Origin of the sequence: Streptomyces sp. NPDC088817 (assembly GCF_044750345.1) — a bacterium.
Lineage (GTDB): Bacteria > Actinomycetota > Actinomycetes > Streptomycetales > Streptomycetaceae > Streptomyces.
In genome coordinates this window covers 1-17,323 of record NZ_JBIVJN010000011.1, presented here as the reverse complement: position 1 = coordinate 17,323, position 17,323 = coordinate 1, and the positions used below count along the sequence as shown (strand labels likewise).

The following is a 17,323-nucleotide window of genomic DNA, read 5'->3' as shown; positions in this document are numbered from 1 at the left end:
GCCCGAGCAGTACGTCGCCCTGGCCCTCCCCCGGTCGGCGGAGCTCGCCGTCGCCGTGCTCGCCGTCCACAAGGCCTGCGCCGCGTATCTGCCGGTGGACCCGGACTACCCGGCCGAGCGCATCGCCCACATGCTCGCCGACGCGCGGCCCCGTGTCGTCCTCACCACCACCGCTCTCGCCGCCACCCTGCCGGCCGGTGACCGGCTCGTCGTCGCCCTGGACGACCCAGGCACCGCCGCACGCGTCGCCGCCGCGCCCGGCGACCACGCCCCCGCCTCGAACCTGACGGCCGATCATCCCGCGTATCTCATCTACACCTCCGGATCCACCGGCAGACCCAAGGGCGTCGTCGTCACCCACCACGGCATCGCCTCCCTCGTCGCCGCCCAGACCGAACGCTTCGGCGTCGGCCCCGGCAGCCGCGTCCTGCAGTTCGCCTCCCTCAGCTTCGACGCGGCCTTCTGGGAGCTGGCCATGGGCCTGCTCACCGGCGCGGCCCTCGTCCTGGCCCCTGCCGAACGGCTCCGCCCCGGCCCGCCGCTGGCCGAACTCGTCGCCGAGCAGCGCGTCACGCACGCCACCATCCCGCCGGCCGCCCTCGCCGTCCTCGACCGGGACGCCCTGCCCGAGGGCATCACCCTGGTGGTCGCCGGGGAGGCCACCGCGCCCGAACTCGTCGGCCGCTGGTCCCCGGGCCGCCGCATGATCAACGCCTACGGCCCCTCCGAGACCACCGTGTGCGCCACCATGAGCGCCCCGCTCGCCGGAGAGGTCGTACCGCCCATCGGCGGCCCCATCACGGGCGCCCGCGTCTACCTCCTCGACTCCGCGCTGCGCCCGGTCCTGCCCGGTGTCCCCGGCGAGCTCCACATCTCCGGGGCGGGCCTCGCCCGCGGCTACCTCGACCGTGCCGCGCTCACCGCCGAACGCTTCGTCGCCAACCCCTTCGAGGGCCCCGGCGCCCGTATGTACCGCACGGGGGACATCGCCACCTGGGACCAGGACGGCCGGCTCGTCTTCCAGGGACGCGCCGACAGCCAGGTGAAGCTCCACGGCTTCCGCATCGAGCCCGGTGAGATCGAGTCGGTGCTGATGGCCCAGGACGGCGTCGCCCAGGCCAGCGTGATCGTCCGCGAGGACCGGCCCGGCGACCACCGGCTGGTCGCCTACCTGGTGCCGGAGGCGGGCGCCGCCGCGCCGACCGCGGCCGCCGTGCGCGCCGCCGTCTCGGACGCGCTGCCGTCCCACATGGTGCCCGCGGCGTTCGTGACGCTCGACCAACTCCCGGTGACGCCCAACGGGAAGCTGGACCGGCGGGCGCTGCCCGCCCCGGACTTCTCCGGGGTGGCCTCCGGACGCACCCCACGCACTCCGCAGGAGGAGATCCTGTGCGGGCTGTTCGCGGAGATCCTCGGCGCGTCCGTCGTCGGCATCGACGACAGCTTCTTCGAGCTCGGCGGCCACTCGCTGCTGGCGACCCGGCTCGTCACCCGGATCCGCTCGGTGTTCGGTGTGCGGCTCTCGCTGCGCAGCCTGTTCGAGTCGCCGACGGTGGCCGCGCTCGCCCGGCTGCTCACCTCGGAAGGCCCGGTGGCCCGGCGGATCGAGCCGGTGCCGCGCCCGGCCGACGTCCCGCTGTCGCTCCAGCAGACCAGGCTGTGGTTCCTCAACCGGTTCGAGGGCCCGAGCCCGGCGTACAACGTGCCGATGACGGCCCGGCTGACCGGTCCGCTGGACGTGGAAGCGCTGCGCGCGGCGCTGGCCGACGTGGCGCTGCGGCACGAGTGCCTGCGCACGGTCTTCCCGGACCGTGACGGCACGCCCTGCCAGGTCGTGGTGGACACCGTCCCGGAGCTGCGGGTGAGCGACGTCGACCCGGCCGGTCTCGACGCGGCGCTGGCCGGGGCCGCGGGCGAGGGCTTCGACCTGACCGCCGAACCGCCGGTGCGGGCGCGGCTGCTGCGGCTGGGCGACGAGGAGCACGTGCTGCTGGTGGTGATGCACCACATCGTGATGGACGAGTGGTCGGCCGTGCCGTTCGGCCGCGACCTGTCCGCCGCGTACGGCGCGCGACGCGAGGGCGGTGAGCCGTCGTTCGAGCCGCTGCCCGTGCAGTACGCGGACTTCGCGCTGTGGCAGCGCGAGGTGCTCGGCGGCGAGGACGACCCGGACAGCGCCCTCGCGCGGCAACTGGCCTTCTGGCGCGAGACGCTGGCCGGACTGCCGGACGAGCTGAACCTGCCGGCCGACCGGCCGCGTCCCGCGACGCCCTCCTACCGGGGCGGCACGGTGGGCTTCCGGATCAACCGGGAGGTGCACCAGCGCCTGGTGGCGCTGTCCCGCGCCTGTCAGGCCAGTGTGTTCATGACGTTGCAGGCGGGCCTGTCGGTGCTGCTGCACCGGCTGGGCGCCGGATCCGACATCCCGCTCGGCACCCCGATCGCCGGGCGCGGCGACGAGTCGCTGGACGACATGGTCGGCTTCTTCATCAACACCCTGGTGCTGCGCACCGACCTGTCCGGGGACCCCGACTTCCGTGAGCTGCTCGGCCGGGTACGGGAGGCCGACCTGGCCGCCTACGCCCACCAGGAGGTCCCGTTCGAGCGGCTGGTCGAGGTGCTGAACCCGGACCGTTCGATGTCCCGGCACCCGCTCTTCCAGGTGATGCTGACCCTGCACAACAACCCGACCGCGCCGTTCCGGCTGCCGGGGGTCGAGGTCGGCACGCAACGTGTCGACACCGGGGTGTCCAAGTTCGACCTGCTGTTCAGCCTGCGCGAGAGCTACACGGCCGACGGGCGGCCCGGCGGCGTCGAGGGCTTCGTGGAGTACGGCGCGGACCTGTTCGACGAGCCGACCGCGCAGCGGATCGCGGCGGCCTTCGTACGGGTGCTGGAGGGCGTCGTCGCCGAACCGGCCCGCCCGGTGAGCAAGGTCGACGTACTGGACCCGGTCGCCCGCCACGAACTGCTGGTCACCCGCAACGCCACCGACCACGAGGTGCCCGCCGCCTCGCTGCCCGAGCTGTTCCAGGCCGGGGTTGCCCGGCACCCCGCCGCTCCCGCGCTGGTGTGCGGCGACGAGGAGCTGACCTACGCAGAGCTGAACGCGCGGGCCAACCGGCTCGCCCGGCTGCTGATCGGCCGCGGCGTCGGCCCCGAGGACGTCGTGGGCCTTGCCCTGCCCCGCTCGGTGGAGCTGGCCGTGGGTCTGCTCGCCGTGCTCAAGTCCGGCGCGGGCTATCTGCCGGTCGACCCGGAGTACCCGGCCGAGCGGATCGCCTTCATGCTGGCCGACGCCGCGCCACGGGTGCTGCTGTCCACCACCGGGGCAGCCGGCCGGCTGCCCGCCGGGCCGGCGCTGGCACTGGACGACCCTGCCGTACTGGCCGAACTGGCCGCGCTGCCGGACACCGACCCCGGCGACGACGAGCGGACCGGGCCGCTGCTGCCGCGGCACCCCGCCTACCTGATCTACACGTCCGGTTCGACCGGCCGCCCCAAGGGCGTGGTGATGCCCGGCGGCGCGCTGGTCAACCTGCTGTCCTGGCACTCCGCGGCCGTCCCCGCCGAACCCGGCGCCCGGACCGCGCAGTTCACCGCGATCAGCTTCGACGTCTCGGCCCAGGAGATCCTGTCGGCCCTGCTCGACGGCAGGACGCTGGTGGTTCCCGACGAGGACACCCGGCGCGACCCGGCGAGGTTCGCGACCTGGCTGCGGGATCGGAAGGTCACCGAGCTGTACGCGCCCACCATGATGCTGGACGCCCTCGGCGAGGCCGTCGCGGAGCACGGCACCGGCCTGCCGGACCTGCGGCACATCGCGCAGGCCGGTGAGGCGCTGGTACTGGGCGACCGGGTGCGCGACCTGTGCGGCGCGAGCCCGGAGCGCGTGCTGCACAACCACTACGGCCCGTCCGAGACCCACGTGGTCACCGCGCACACCCTGCCCGCGGACCGGTCGGCCTGGCCCCGGACCGGCGCGCCGATCGGACGCCCGGTGTGGAACACCCAGGTGTACGTGCTGGACGCGGCCCTGCGGCCGGTGCCGGACGGAGTCGGCGGCGAACTGTACATCGCGGGCGCGCAGTTGGCCCGCGGCTACCACGACCGTCCGGGCCTGACCGCCGAGCGGTTCACCGCCGACCCGTTCGGTCCGCCCGGCGCCCGCATGTACCGCACCGGCGACCTGGTGCGCTGGAACCGCGACGGTGATCTCGAGTACGTCGGCCGCGCGGACCACCAGGTGAAGATCCGCGGCTTCCGCATCGAGCCGGGCGAGATCGAGGCCGTGCTGCGCACCCACCCGGAGGTGGCACGGGCCGCCGTGGTCGCCCGGGACGACGGGCGCGGCGGCCGCCGCCTGGTGGGCTATGTGGTGCCGGTGGCCGGCGCGATCGGGCGGGCGGAGCTGCGCGCGCACGTCGCGGCCGCGCTGCCGGACCACATGGTGCCCGGGGCGTTCGTGCTCATGGACGCGTTCCCGCTGACGCCCAGCGGCAAGCTGGACCGGGCCGCGCTGCCTGCGCCCGAGCCGGAGGCCGGGGCGCCCGAGGGGCGTGCCCCGCGCGGCCCGCGCGAGGAGATCCTGCGCGGTCTGTTCGCCGAGGTGCTCGGCGTCGGATCGGTCGGCGTCGACGACGACTTCTTCGTTCTCGGCGGCCACTCGCTGCTGGCGACCAGGCTGGTCGGCCGGATCCGCTCCACGCTGGGCGTGGAACTGGCCGTGCGGGACGTCTTCGAGTCCCCGACCGTGGCGGGCCTGGCCGGCAAGGCGTCCGGTGCGGCGGGCGCGCGCCCCGCGGTCCGTGCGATGCCCCGCACGGACCCGGTCCCGCTGTCGTTCGCGCAGCGCCGGCTGTGGTTCCTCAACCGCCTGGAGGGCCCGAGCTCCACGTACAACCTGCCGCTGGCCGCCCGGCTGACCGGCGCGCTCGACGTCGAGGCGCTGCGGGCCGCGCTCGGTGACGTGGTGGCCCGCCACGAGAGCCTGCGCACCACGTTCCCCGAGATCGACGGCGTCCCCTGCCAGTCGGTCGCCCCGGCCGAACAGGCCGCCCCGGCCCTCACCGTCACCGAGGCCCACGAGGCCGGTCTGGACGCCGCCCTGGAGGAGGCCGCCTTCCGCGGCTTCGACCTGGCCGATGAACTGCCTTTGCGGGCCCACCTGTTCCGGCTCGGCGCGGACCGGCACGTCCTGCTCCTGGTGATGCACCACATCGCGGGCGACGGTCTGTCCATGGCGCCGATGGCGCGCGACCTGGCCGAGGCGTACGGCGCCCGGCTGGCGGGCCGCGCACCCGGCTGGGCGCCGCTGCCGGTCCAGTACGCGGACTACACGCTGTGGCAGCGCGACGTGCTGGGCAGTGAGACCGCGCCGGACAGCGAGATCGCCCGGCAACTGGATTTCTGGCGAGCCTCGTTGACCGGGCTGCCGGACGAGCTGCGGCTGCCCGCCGACCGGCCGAGGCCAGCGGTGGCCAGCCACCGGGGCTCCACGGTGCCCTTCGCGATACCGGCCGAACTGCACGCGCGGATGGCGTGGTTGGCCCGGAAGACCAGGACCAGCCTGTTCATGGTCGGCCAGGCAGCGCTCACCGCGCTGCTGACCCGGCTCGGCGCGGGCACCGACATCCCGCTGGGCACCCCGGTCGCGGGCCGCGACGACGAGGCCCTGGACGACCTGGTCGGCTTCTTCGTCAACACCCTGGTGCTGCGCACCGACACCGGCGGCGACCCGGCCTTCACCGCGCTGCTCGACCGGGTCCGCGAGAACAACCTCGCCGCCTACGCCCACCAGGAGGTGCCGTTCGAGCGGCTGGTGGAGGTGCTCAACCCCGAACGCTCGCTCGGCCGCCACCCGCTGTTCCAGGTGTGGCTGAACCTCCAGAACACCGCCGACGTCGAGATCGGCCTGCCCGGCCTGGAGATCGGCGCGCAGGGCGTCGGCATCGGCGCCGCCAAGTTCGACCTGGCCTTCAGCCTGCGCGAACGCTACGACGAGCAGGGCGCGCCGCTCGGCATGACCGGTCTGGTCGAGTACAGCGACGACCTGTTCGACCCGGAGACCGTCTCGCGCGTGGCCGGCCGGCTGCTGCGCCTGCTGGACGCCGCGTGCGCCGACCCCGATCTGCCGATCAGCCGCCTGGAGGTGCTCTCCCCGGCGGAGCGGCAGCAGGTGCTGCACGACTTCAACGCGACCGCGCGCGAGGTGCCCCAGGGCACGATCGCGGAGCTGTTCGCCCGTCAGGCCGCCGCCACCCCGGACTCGGTGGCGATCAGCTACGACGGCACGGAGCTGAGCTACGCGCGCCTGGACGCCGAGGCAAACCAGTTGGCGCACCTGCTGGTCCGCGGGGGCATCGGCCCCGAGGACGTGGTGGCGGTCGCGCTGCCGCGCACACCTCGGTCGGTGGTCGCCCTGCTGGCGGTGCTCAAGGCGGGTGGGGTGTACCTGCCGGTCGACCCGGCCTATCCGGCGGAGCGGATCGCCTTCATGCTCGCCGACGCCCGGCCCGCCGCACTGCTGTCCGAGGGACCGGCCGCCGCCGGGCTGCCGGAGTCCGACGTCACGCGGGTGCTGCTGGACGACGCAGGTGTGCGCGCCGAGCTGGCCGCGCTGCCGGACACCACGCCGGACACGGGCCGCACGGCCTCCCCCGCCGGCGCCGCCTACATGATCTACACCTCCGGCTCGACCGGCACGCCCAAGGGCGTGGTGGTCCCGCACGCGGGCATCGGCGGATTCGGCGCGATCCGCGAGCAGTTCGGGCTCGACGCGAGCAGCCGGATGCTCCAGTTCGCCTCCTCCAGCTTCGACGCCGCCATCTGGGAGGTGCTCGCGCCGCTGCTGGTCGGCGGTCTCCTGGTGATGGCCCCCGCCGACGACCTGGCCGTCGGCGAGCCGCTGGCCGCGCTGCTGGCCCGCGAACGCGTGACGCACGCCAACATCCCGCCGGCCGCGCTCGCCGTGCTGCCGCCGGGCGCCCTCCCGGACGGCATGAACGTGATCGTCGCGGGTGAGGCGTCCGCGCCCGACCTGATCGCCCGCTGGGCGGACGGCCGGCGGCTGCTCAACGCCTACGGCCCGACCGAGGCCACCGTGTGCGCCACCGTCAGCGGACCGCTCACCGCGGGCGTCAACCCGCCGATCGGCCGCCCGCTGTGGAACGTGCGGGTGCTGGTCCTCGACGAGGCGCTGCGGCCGGTCCCGGTCGGCACGCCCGGCGAGGCCTACCTGGCCGGCGCCGGTCTGGCCCGCGGCTACGCCGGCCGGCCGGGGCTGACCGCCGAGCGGTTCACGGCCGACCCGTACGGTCCCGCCGGCTCCCGGATGTACCGGACCGGCGACCTGGTGCGCTGGCTGCCGGACGGCGCCCTGGAGTTCGTCGGCCGTGCCGACGACCAGGTCAAGATCCGCGGTTTCCGGATCGAGCCGGGCGAGATCGAGTCGCTGCTCTCGGCCCACGCCGATGTGGCGCAGGCCGCCGTACTGGCGCGGGAGGACGAGCCCGGCGAGCGGCGCCTGGTCGCCTATGCGGTCGCCGTGGAGGGCCATGCGGCGCCCGCGGCGGCGGCGCTGCGGGAGCATGTGGCGGCGAGGCTGCCGGAGTACATGGTGCCGTCGGCCTTCGTGGTGCTCCCGGCACTGCCGTTGACGCCCAACGGGAAGATCGACCGCAGGGCGCTGCCCGCGCCGGAGTCCAGCGGCTCGTCCGGTGGCCGTGCCCCGCGCAACGCGACCGAGGCCGGGCTGCGGCGGATCTTCGCCGAGGTGCTGGGCGACGAGGACGTCGACGTCGAGGCGAACTTCTTCGAGCTCGGCGGGCATTCGCTGCAGGCGACCAAGCTGGTCAGCCGGATCCGCAGCGAGTTCGCCGCCGAACTGCCGCTGCGCGACTTCTTCGAGAACCCCACGGTGGCCGGCCTTGCCGTGCTGGTCGGCGGGGCCGGGGACGCCCGGCGGACCGTGGTGCCGCAGCCGCGGCCCGAACACGTGCCGCTGTCGTTCGCCCAGCGCCGCCTGTGGTTCCTCAACCGTCTTGAGGGCCCGAGCCCCACCTACAACATCCCGCTGTCCATGCGGCTCACCGGCGACCTCGACGTGGAGGCGTTGCGGTCCGCGATCGGTGACGTGGTGGCCCGGCACGAGAGCCTGCGGACCACGTTCCCCGAGTCCGGCGGCACTCCCCGTCAGGAGATCCTCGACCCGGAGACGGCGACACCCCGGCTGCGGATCGCCGACGTGGCACCGGCGGAACTGGACGCCGCGGTCGCCGGGGCCGTCGCTCACGGCTTCGACCTGGCCGCCGAACTTCCGTTGCGTACCCACCTTTTCGCCGTGGGGCCGCGCGACCACGTGCTCGTGTTCCTGGTCCACCACATCAGCTGCGACGGCTGGTCGCTGGGCCCGCTGCTGCGCGACCTGTCCGACGCCTACCGGGCCCGGACGGCCGGACGGGCGCCGGAGTGGACTCCGCTCGCCGTGCAGTACGCCGACTACGCCCTGTGGCAGCGCGACGTGCTGGGCAGCGAGGACGACCAGGAATCGCGGCTGACCGCCGAGTTGGGCTACTGGCGCGGGCAACTGGCCGGTATGCCCGAGGAGCTGGCGCTGCCGGCCGACCTGCCGCGCCCGGCCCGGCCCAGCCACCGGGGCGGACTGGTCCGGCTGCGCCTCGAGCCCCCGGTGCACCGTGCGCTGCTGGAGCTGGCGAAGAAAGCCGGGGCCAGCCCCTTCATGGTCCTTCAGGCCGCTCTCGCCGCGCTGCTCGACCGGATCGGCGCGGGCAGCGACATCCCGCTCGGGACCACGGTCGCCGGACGCACCGACGACGCCCTGGACGAGCTGGTCGGCTTCTTCGTCAACACCCTGGTGCTGCGCACCGACACCAGCGGCGACCCGAGCTTCCGGGCGCTGGTGGAGCGGGTGCGGCGCACCGACGTCGCCGCCTTCGAGAACCAGAACCTGCCCTTCGAACGGCTCGTGGAGGTGCTCTCCCCCAGCCGCTCGATGTCGCGGCACCCGCTGCTCCAGGTCATGCTGAACCTGCTGAACACCCCGCCCGCCGAGCTGGACTTCGGCGACGGGCTGGCCATCGCCCAGCAGCCCCACGGGCTTCGGGTGGCCAAGTTCGACCTGGCGTTCAATCTGGCCGAGACGGTGGACGCGGACGGCCGGCCCGACGGCGTCGTCGGTGTGGTCGAGTACAGCGCCGACCTGTTCACCGAGGACACCGTCCAGTCGCTGGCGGACCGGCTGGTCGCCCTGCTGGAGCGACTGCTCGCCGAGCCGGACCGACCGATCGGCGAGCACGACCTGCTGACCTCCGGCGAACGGGAGCTGCTGCTCGGCGCCTGGCGCGGCACCGCGCCCGAGGTACCGGCGGGCACCCTGGCGGAGCTGTTCGAGGCGCAGGCGGCGCGCACCCCGCGGGCGACCGCCCTGTGGTGCGAGGGCGAGCGGACCGGCTACGCCGAACTGAACGAGCGGGCCAACCGGCTGGCCCGCGAACTGATCGCCCGCGGGGTCGCCCCGGGCCGGACCGTCGCGGTCGCCGTCCCGCGCTCCCCGCTCCAGGTGACCGCGTTCCTGGCGGTGGCCAAGGCGGGCGCCGTCCATCTGCCGGTGGATCCCGAGTACCCGGCCGAGCGCGTGGCGTTCATGCTCACGGACGCGGCACCGGCCGCACTGCTGACCACCGAGGCGTCCCGCGGCCTGCTGCCCTCCGCGCCGGCCACGCCGACCTGGGTCCTGGACGAGCCGGGGTTCGCCGCCTCGGTGGCCGCGCGCCCGGCGACCGACCCTCCGGCGATGGCAGCCGCGAACAGCCCCGCCTATGTCGTCTACACCTCCGGGTCGACCGGCCGGCCCAAGGGCGTCCTGGTCGGGCACACCGGTCTGGCGTCGTTCGTGCACAGCCACGTCGAACGGCTGGGCCTGGACGGCGGAAGCCGGGTGCTCCAAGTGGTGTCGACCAACTTCGACGTGTCGGTGGGCGATCTGGCGATGACCCTGCTGTCCGGGGCCACGCTCGCCCTTCCGGGCCCGGACCGCGAACTGGTCGGTGAGGGCCTGGCCGACGCCGTCGAAGCGGCCGAGGCCACCCACGTCATGGTGCCGGCCCCGCTGCTGGGCACCTTGCCGGAGCGTGAGCTGCCCAGCCTGCGCTGCGTCGTCTCCGGCGGCGAGGCGCTCTCGCCGGGCCTGCTGGTCCGCTGGTCGGCCGGACGCACCGTCGTCAACGCCTACGGCCCGACCGAGACCACCATCGCCGCCACGCTCAGCGGTCCGCTGTCCGGCGACACGGCGCCGCCGATCGGCCGCCCGGTCGCGGGCACCCGCGTGGCGGTCCTCGACGAGCGGCTGCGGCCGGTGCCGGTGGGCGTCGCGGGCGAACTGTGCGTCGCCGGCTCCGGGGTGGCCCTCGGCTACCTGGGCCGCCCGGCGCTGACCGCGGAGCGGTTCGTCGCCGACCCGTTCGGCCCGCCCGGCTCCCGGATGTACCGGACCGGCGACCTCGTGCGCTGGAACCGCGGCGGTGAGCTGGAGTTCGTCGGCCGCTCCGACCAGCAGGTCAAGATCCGCGGCTTCCGCGTCGAACCCGGCGAGATCGAGACCGTGCTGCTCGCCCGGCCCGGACTCGCCCAGGCCGCGGTGATCGTGCGGGAGGACCGGCCGGGCCTCAGACAGCTCGTGGCCTACGTGGTCCCGGACGAGGGCGCCCGGCCACCGGAGCCCGCCGTGCTGCGCAAGGACGTCGCGGCCGCGCTGCCGGACTACATGGTCCCCGCCGCCTTCACCGTCCTGGACGCGCTGCCGCTGACCGCGAACGGCAAGCTGGACCGTGCCGCCCTGCCGGCGCCCGACTTCGGCGGCGAGCCCGGCCGCGGCCCGGCCACCGAGCGGGAGGCCGCCCTGTGCCGGATCTTCGCCGAGCTGCTCGGCCGGGAGACGGTCGGGGCCGACGACGGCTTCTTCGACCTCGGCGGCGACAGCATCGTCTCCATCCAACTGGTCAGCCGCGCCCGGGCGGCCGGGATCGAGCTGACGGTGGCGGACGTGTTCGAGCACCGCACCCCCGCGGCGCTCGCACAGATCGCCGAGGCCGCCACCGCGTCCCCCACCGAGGACGAGGACGCGGGCATCGGCGAGCTGCCGCTGACCCCGATCATGCACTGGTGGCGGGAGCACGGAGGCCCGGTCGACGGCTTCCACCAGGCGATGACGGTCCGGACGCCCGCCGCGCTCGACCTGCCCGGACTGACCGCCGCCGTACAGGCCCTGCTCGACCGGCACGACGCGCTGCGGCTCCGGCTGGCCCGGGACGGCGACGAGGACTGGCGGATCGAGGTACGCCCCCGGGACGAGGTGCGCGCCGAACAGCTCGTGGACCGCGTGGACTTCGCGGACGCCGCCGCCTCCGGCGACGAGGAGGCGCAGCGCGCCCTGCTCGTGGAGCACGGCCGGGCGGCCGCGCGGCGGCTCACCCCGGAGTCCGGCTCCCTGGTGCGGGCGGTCTGGTTCGACGCCGGTACCGGCCGGCCAGGACTGCTGCTGCTGGCCGTGCACCACCTGGTGGTGGACGGCGTGTCGTGGCGGATCCTGCTGCCGGACCTGGCCTCCGCCTGGTCCCGGGTGGCGGCCGGCCGGGAGCCCCTCCTGGAGGCGGTGCCCACCTCGCTGCGCACCTGGGCCGGACGCCTGGCCGACGAGGCCGGAAGTGCGCGCCGCATCGAGGAACTTCCACTGTGGCGGGCCGCGTTGAGCGGCCCGGACCCGCTGCTGGGTGCCCGGCCGCTGGACCGGGAGCGTGACGTGTTCGGCACGGCGCACAGCCTGCGCCTCAGCCTGCCCGCGGAGGTGACCGAGCCGCTGCTGACGAGCGTGCCGGCCGCTCTCGGCGCCGGGATCAAGGACGTGCTCCTCACCGCCTACACGGTGGCCGTGGCCTCCTGGCGGGCCCGGCGCCGGCCGACCCGGGGCAACGCGGTGCTGGTCGAGATGGAGGGCCACGGCCGCGAGCCGGTGGTCAGAGGCGCCGATCTGGGCCGTACCGTCGGCTGGTTCACCAGTTCCTTCCCGGTGCGCCTCAACCCCGGTCAGGTGGACTGGAACGCCTTCTGGGGCGGCGGCGAGGCGGTGGACGCCGTGCTCGCCAAGGTGCGCGCCCAGCTCGCCGAACTGCCCGACGGCGGCATCGGCTACGGACTGCTGCGCTACCTGAACGAGCGCACGGGGCCGCAACTGGCCGCCCTGCGCACGCCGCAGCTCGGCTTCAACTATCTGGGCCGGTTCGCCGCCGGCGGCGGTGACGCCCCGGACCAGGACTGGAGCCCGCCACCCGGCCTGGCCGGGCTGACCGGCGGCGGCGACGCCGCCATGCCCATGGCGCACAGCCTGGATCTCAACGCCCAGACCGAGGACCGTGCCGACGGCCCGCGGCTGGTCGCCGCGTGGGCGTGGCCCGACGGGATGTTCGACGAGGCGGACGTACGGGACCTGGCCGAGGCCTGGTTCCGGGCGCTGACGTCCATGGTGGACCGCGCCCGCGCCCTGACGGCGGCACCCGCCCGGCCGGGCACACCCACGCTGGTCCCGGTGGACCAGCGGGAACTGGACGAGTTCGAGAACGAACTGGACGACGAGGGGTTGTCATGGTGAACCAGTCGCGCATCGAGGATCTCCTGCCCTTGTCGCCCTTGCAGGAAGGGCTGCTGTTCCACTCCCAGTACGCGCAGGACGACGAGAGCGCCCTCGACGTCTACACGGTGCAGATCGCCGTGGACCTGGACGGGACCCTGGACACCGGCCGGCTCCGTGACGCGGCCGCCTGGCTGCTGCGCCGGCACGCCAACCTGCGGGTCGGTTTCCGCCGCCGCAAGAACGGCGATCCGGTGCAGGTGGTGTACCGCAGCGTCGAGCTGCCCTGGTCCGAGATCGACCTGACCGACGGTCCGGCCGACCGGCGGGAGAAGCGGCTCGCCGAGTTGATGGCGGCCGACCGGGTGCGCCCGTTCGACCTGAGACGCGCGCCGCTGCTGCGCTTCACCCTGATCCGGCTGGGCGAGAACCGCTGCCGGTTCCTGATGACCAACCACCACATCCTGCTCGACGGCTGGTCGGGGCCGCTGCTGATGCGCGAGCTGTTCGTGCTCTACTCCGGCGGCGAGCTGCCGCCGGTGACGCCGTACCGCGACTACCTGACCTGGCTGGGACGGCAGGACCGGCGGGCCGCCCTCGCCGCCTGGCGCGACGCGCTCGGCGACGTCCCGGAGCCCACTCTGGTCGCGCCGGACGCCGGACGCGGCGCGGTGGTCCCGCAGGACCTGCTGGTCACGCTGCCGGAGGAGCTGAGCGCCGGGCTGGCCGAGACGGCCAGGCGCTGCGGCGTCACCCTGAACACCGTGGTGCAGGCGGCCTGGGGTGTCCTGCTGGGCAAGCTGACCGGACGCGACGACGTCGTCTTCGGCGGCACCGTCTCCGGCCGGCCCTCGGCGGTGCCCGGCGTGGAGAACATGGTCGGCTCGTTCATCAACACCCTGCCGGTACGGGTCTCCGCGCGACCCGCCGAGTCCTGGACGGGGCTGCTCCAGCGGCAGCAGCGCCGGCAGGTCGACCTGCTCGACCACCACCACCTCACGCTCGCCGACGCCCAGGCGCAGTCCGGGGTGACCGGCGAACTCTTCGACACACTCGTCGTGTTCGAGAACTACCCGGTGGAGGCGGACGGACTCGGCGAGCTCGCCGAGGGCCTGCGGATCACCGGCGCGGTCGGCCAGGACGCGACCCACTACCCGCTGAGCCTGTTCCCGGCACCCGGCCGGCGCATGCGGATCCGGCTCGGCTACCGCCCGGACCTGTTCGACCGGGAGCGCGCGCAGGGCATCCTGGACGCCCTGGTCGGCATCCTCACCCTCATCCACGCCGACCCCGAGGCGCCCGTCGGCCGGGTCCGGGCCCTGCCCCCGGCCGAACGCCGCCTGCTGCTGACGGAGTGGAACGACACCACGGTGCCCGTGGGCGCCGAGTCCGTCGTCGACGCCTTCCAGAGGCACGCGGCGCTCACCCCGGACGCCGTCGCCGTGATCGACGCCGACGGCGAGGTCTCCTACCGGGAACTGGACCAGCGCGCCAACCGGCTCGCCCGCCACCTCGCGGCCACAGGCGTCGGACCGGAGTCATGGGTAGCCGTGGCCCTGCCGCGCGGGGCGTCGCTGCTGACGGCGCTGCTCGCGGTCCTGAAGACGGGCGGCGCCTACGTCCCCCTGGACCCGGAGTACCCGGCCGACCGGATCGGCTACATCCTCGACGACGCGCGCCCCTGCGCGCTGCTCACCGACTCCACGGTGACCGGCCTGCCCGAGGTCCCCGGAGTGCGGCGCGTCGTGCTGGACGAGCCCGCCGTCACCGACGCCCTCGCGCGGCTTCCCGGTACCGCTCCCACCGGCGCCGACCTGACCGCGCCGGTCCGTCCGGCCCACCCGGCCTACGCGATCTACACCTCCGGCTCCACCGGCCGCCCCAAGGGCGTCGTGGTCTCCCGCGCCAACATCGCCAACCTCGTCGCGGACATGCGCGCCCGGTTCCGCGTCGACGCCGCCGACCGGCTGGTCGCGGTCACCACCGTCGCGTTCGACATCGCCGCGCTGGAACTGTTCGTACCGCTGAGCGCGGGCGCCACCGTGGTCATCGCCTCCCGCGACCAGGTCCTCGACCCGCCGGCGCTCGGACGGCTGATCACCGGCACCGGCGCCACGCTCATGCAGGCCACGCCCACCCTGTGGCAGGCCCTGGTCTCGGAGCGTCCGATGGCGCTGGCCGGACTGCGGGTCCTGGTCGGCGGCGAGCCGGTGCCCGCGGGCCTGGCCGCCCGGCTGCGCGCGCTGGCCGCCGAGGTCACCAACGTCTACGGCCCGACCGAGACCACGGTCTGGTCCACCTCGGCCGTGCTGGGCGACCGGCCGGGACTTCCGCCGATCGGCCGGCCGATCGCCAACACCCGTGCCTACGTGCTGGATTCGGCGCTCTCTCCCACCCCGGTCGGTGTCGCGGGCGACCTGTACCTGGCCGGGGACGGCGTGGCCCGCGGCTACGCGGGCCGGGCCGCACTGACCGCCGAGCGGTTCACGGCCGACCCGTTCGGCGCGCCGGGCTCCCGCATGTACCGCACCGGTGACGTGGCGCGCTGGTCGGACGACGGCCAGCTGGAGTTCGTCGGCCGGGTGGACGACCAGGTCAAGATCCGCGGCTTCCGGGTCGAACCCGGCGAGATCGAGGCGGTGCTGGCCGAGCACGGGGACGTCTCCCGGGCCACCGTGGTCGCCCGGGCCGACGAGTCGGGTGAGAGCCGCCTGGTCGCCTATCTGGTCCCGGTCTCCGGCCGGAAGGTGCCGGTGGTGGACGCGCTGCGCGCCCACGCGGCGACCCGGTTGCCCGACTACATGCTGCCGGCCGTCTTCGTCCCGCTGGACGCGCTGCCGCTGACCCCCAACGGCAAGGTGGACCGCAAGGCGCTGCCCGCCCCCGACTTCGCCGCCCTGGTCACCCGCCAGGGCCCGCGCACCCCTCAGGAGGAGATCCTGTGCGGGCTGTTCGCGGAGATGCTCAACCTGACGTCGGTCGGCGTCCACGACAACTTCTTCGAGCTGGGCGGCCATTCGCTGCACGCGACCCGTGTGGTCAGCCGGATCAGATCGGTCTTCGAGGTCGAACTGCCGCTGCGGGAGCTGTGGGAGGCGCCCACCGTCGCCGAACTGGTCGGCCGGATCGGCGGCGCGGCGGGCGCCCGCGCCACCCTGCGGCCGTGGGACCGGCCGGCGGAGATCCCGCTGTCCTACGCGCAGCGGCGGCTGTGGTTCATGAACCGCTTCGAGCAGACCAGCACCGCCCACAACATCGTCCTCGCGGTGCAGATCGGCGGGTCGCTCGACGTCGACGCGCTGCGCTCCGCCGTGCGGGACGTGGTCGCCCGGCACGAGAGCCTGCGCACCGTCTTCCCGGACCGGGACGGCGAACCGCGTCAGGACATCCTCCCGCCGGACCGGGGCTGCGAGTTGGCCGTGGTGCGGACCACCGACGAGGACCTGGACACGGCCATCGCGGCGGCCTCCGCACAGAGCTTCGACCTGGCCGTGGAAACGCCGCTGCGGGTCACCCTGTTCGAGACGGCACCGGAGTCCCACGTCCTGCTGACCGTGCTGCACCACATCGCCGGCGACGGCTGGTCACTGGACCCGTTCTCCGCCGACCTGGCACGCGCCTACACCTCACGGGCCGCCGGCACGGCGCCCGACTGGCGGCCGCTGCCGGTGCAGTACGCCGACTACACCATGTGGAACTACGGGATCCTGGGCTCCGAGGACGACCCGGACAGCCTGATCCACCGGCAACTCGACTTCTGGCAGCAGGCGTTGGCCGGCCTGCCGGACGAGCTGCGCCTGCCCACGGACCGGCCCCGGCCCGCCGAGGCCGACCACCGGGCCGACTCGGTGCTGCTGCGTCTGCCGCCCGAACTGCACCGCGATCTCGCCGCGCTGGCCCGGCAGACCGGCACCACGCTGTTCATGGTGCTCCAGGCGGGGCTTGCCTCGCTCCTCTCGGTGCTGGGTTCGACCTCCGACGTGGTGCTGGGCAGTCCGATCGCGGGCCGCACGGACGACGCGCTGGAGCGGGTCGTCGGCTTCTTCATCAACACGCTGGTGCTGCGCACCGACCTGTCCGGCGACCCGACCTTCACCGAGCTGCTGGGCCGCGTGCGGGAGACGGACCTCGCCGCGTACGCCCACCAGGACGTGCCGTTCGAGCGGCTGGTCGAGGTGCTCAACCCGGAGCGCTCACTGGCCCGCCACCCGCTCTTCCAGGTGTCGCTGGCACTCCAGAACACCCCGGAGAGCAGCATGGGCCTGTCCGGCCTGAACTGCACCGTGCGCCAAGTGCCGGTCAAGTCCACCCAGTTCGACCTGTCCCTCAGCTTCAACGAGAGCATCGACCGCGAGGGCGGACTCCAGGGGATCAGCGGCCTCGTGGAGTTCCGCCTCGACCTCTTCGACCGCTCGACCGTCGAGGAGCTGGGCGAGCGGCTGGTGCGCTTCCTGGAGGCCGTGGCCGCCGACCCGGAACTCCCGGTGCGTGCCGTCGACGTGCTCTCGGCGCCGGAGCGGCGGCAGTTGCTGCACGACTGGAACGACACGGCGCGTGGTGATGTGGTGCCGGTGACGTTCCCGCGGTTGTTCGACGCCACCGTGCAACGGAACCCGGACGCCGTGGCGCTGGTGTGCGGCGAGGAGTCCCTGTCGTACCGGGAGTCGGACGAACGCGCCA

Annotated in this window: 2 protein-coding genes (1 of these 2 cut by a window edge); both read left to right on the top strand. The window is 74.4% G+C overall.

The annotated features are described in order from the left end of the window. Nucleotides 1-12,664: the 3' portion of an amino acid adenylation domain-containing protein gene (locus ACIP4X_RS20910; protein WP_401349906.1), read on the top strand. It extends 1,514 nt beyond the left edge of the window; 12,664 of the gene's 14,178 nt are visible here — the last part of the coding sequence; its start codon lies off the left edge, out of view; its stop codon occupies nt 12,662-12,664. After that, nucleotides 12,658-17,323 (top strand): amino acid adenylation domain-containing protein (locus tag ACIP4X_RS20905; protein WP_401349903.1); only part of this gene is annotated, 4,666 nt, incomplete at its 3' end. The genes ACIP4X_RS20910 and ACIP4X_RS20905, both read left to right, overlap by 7 nt.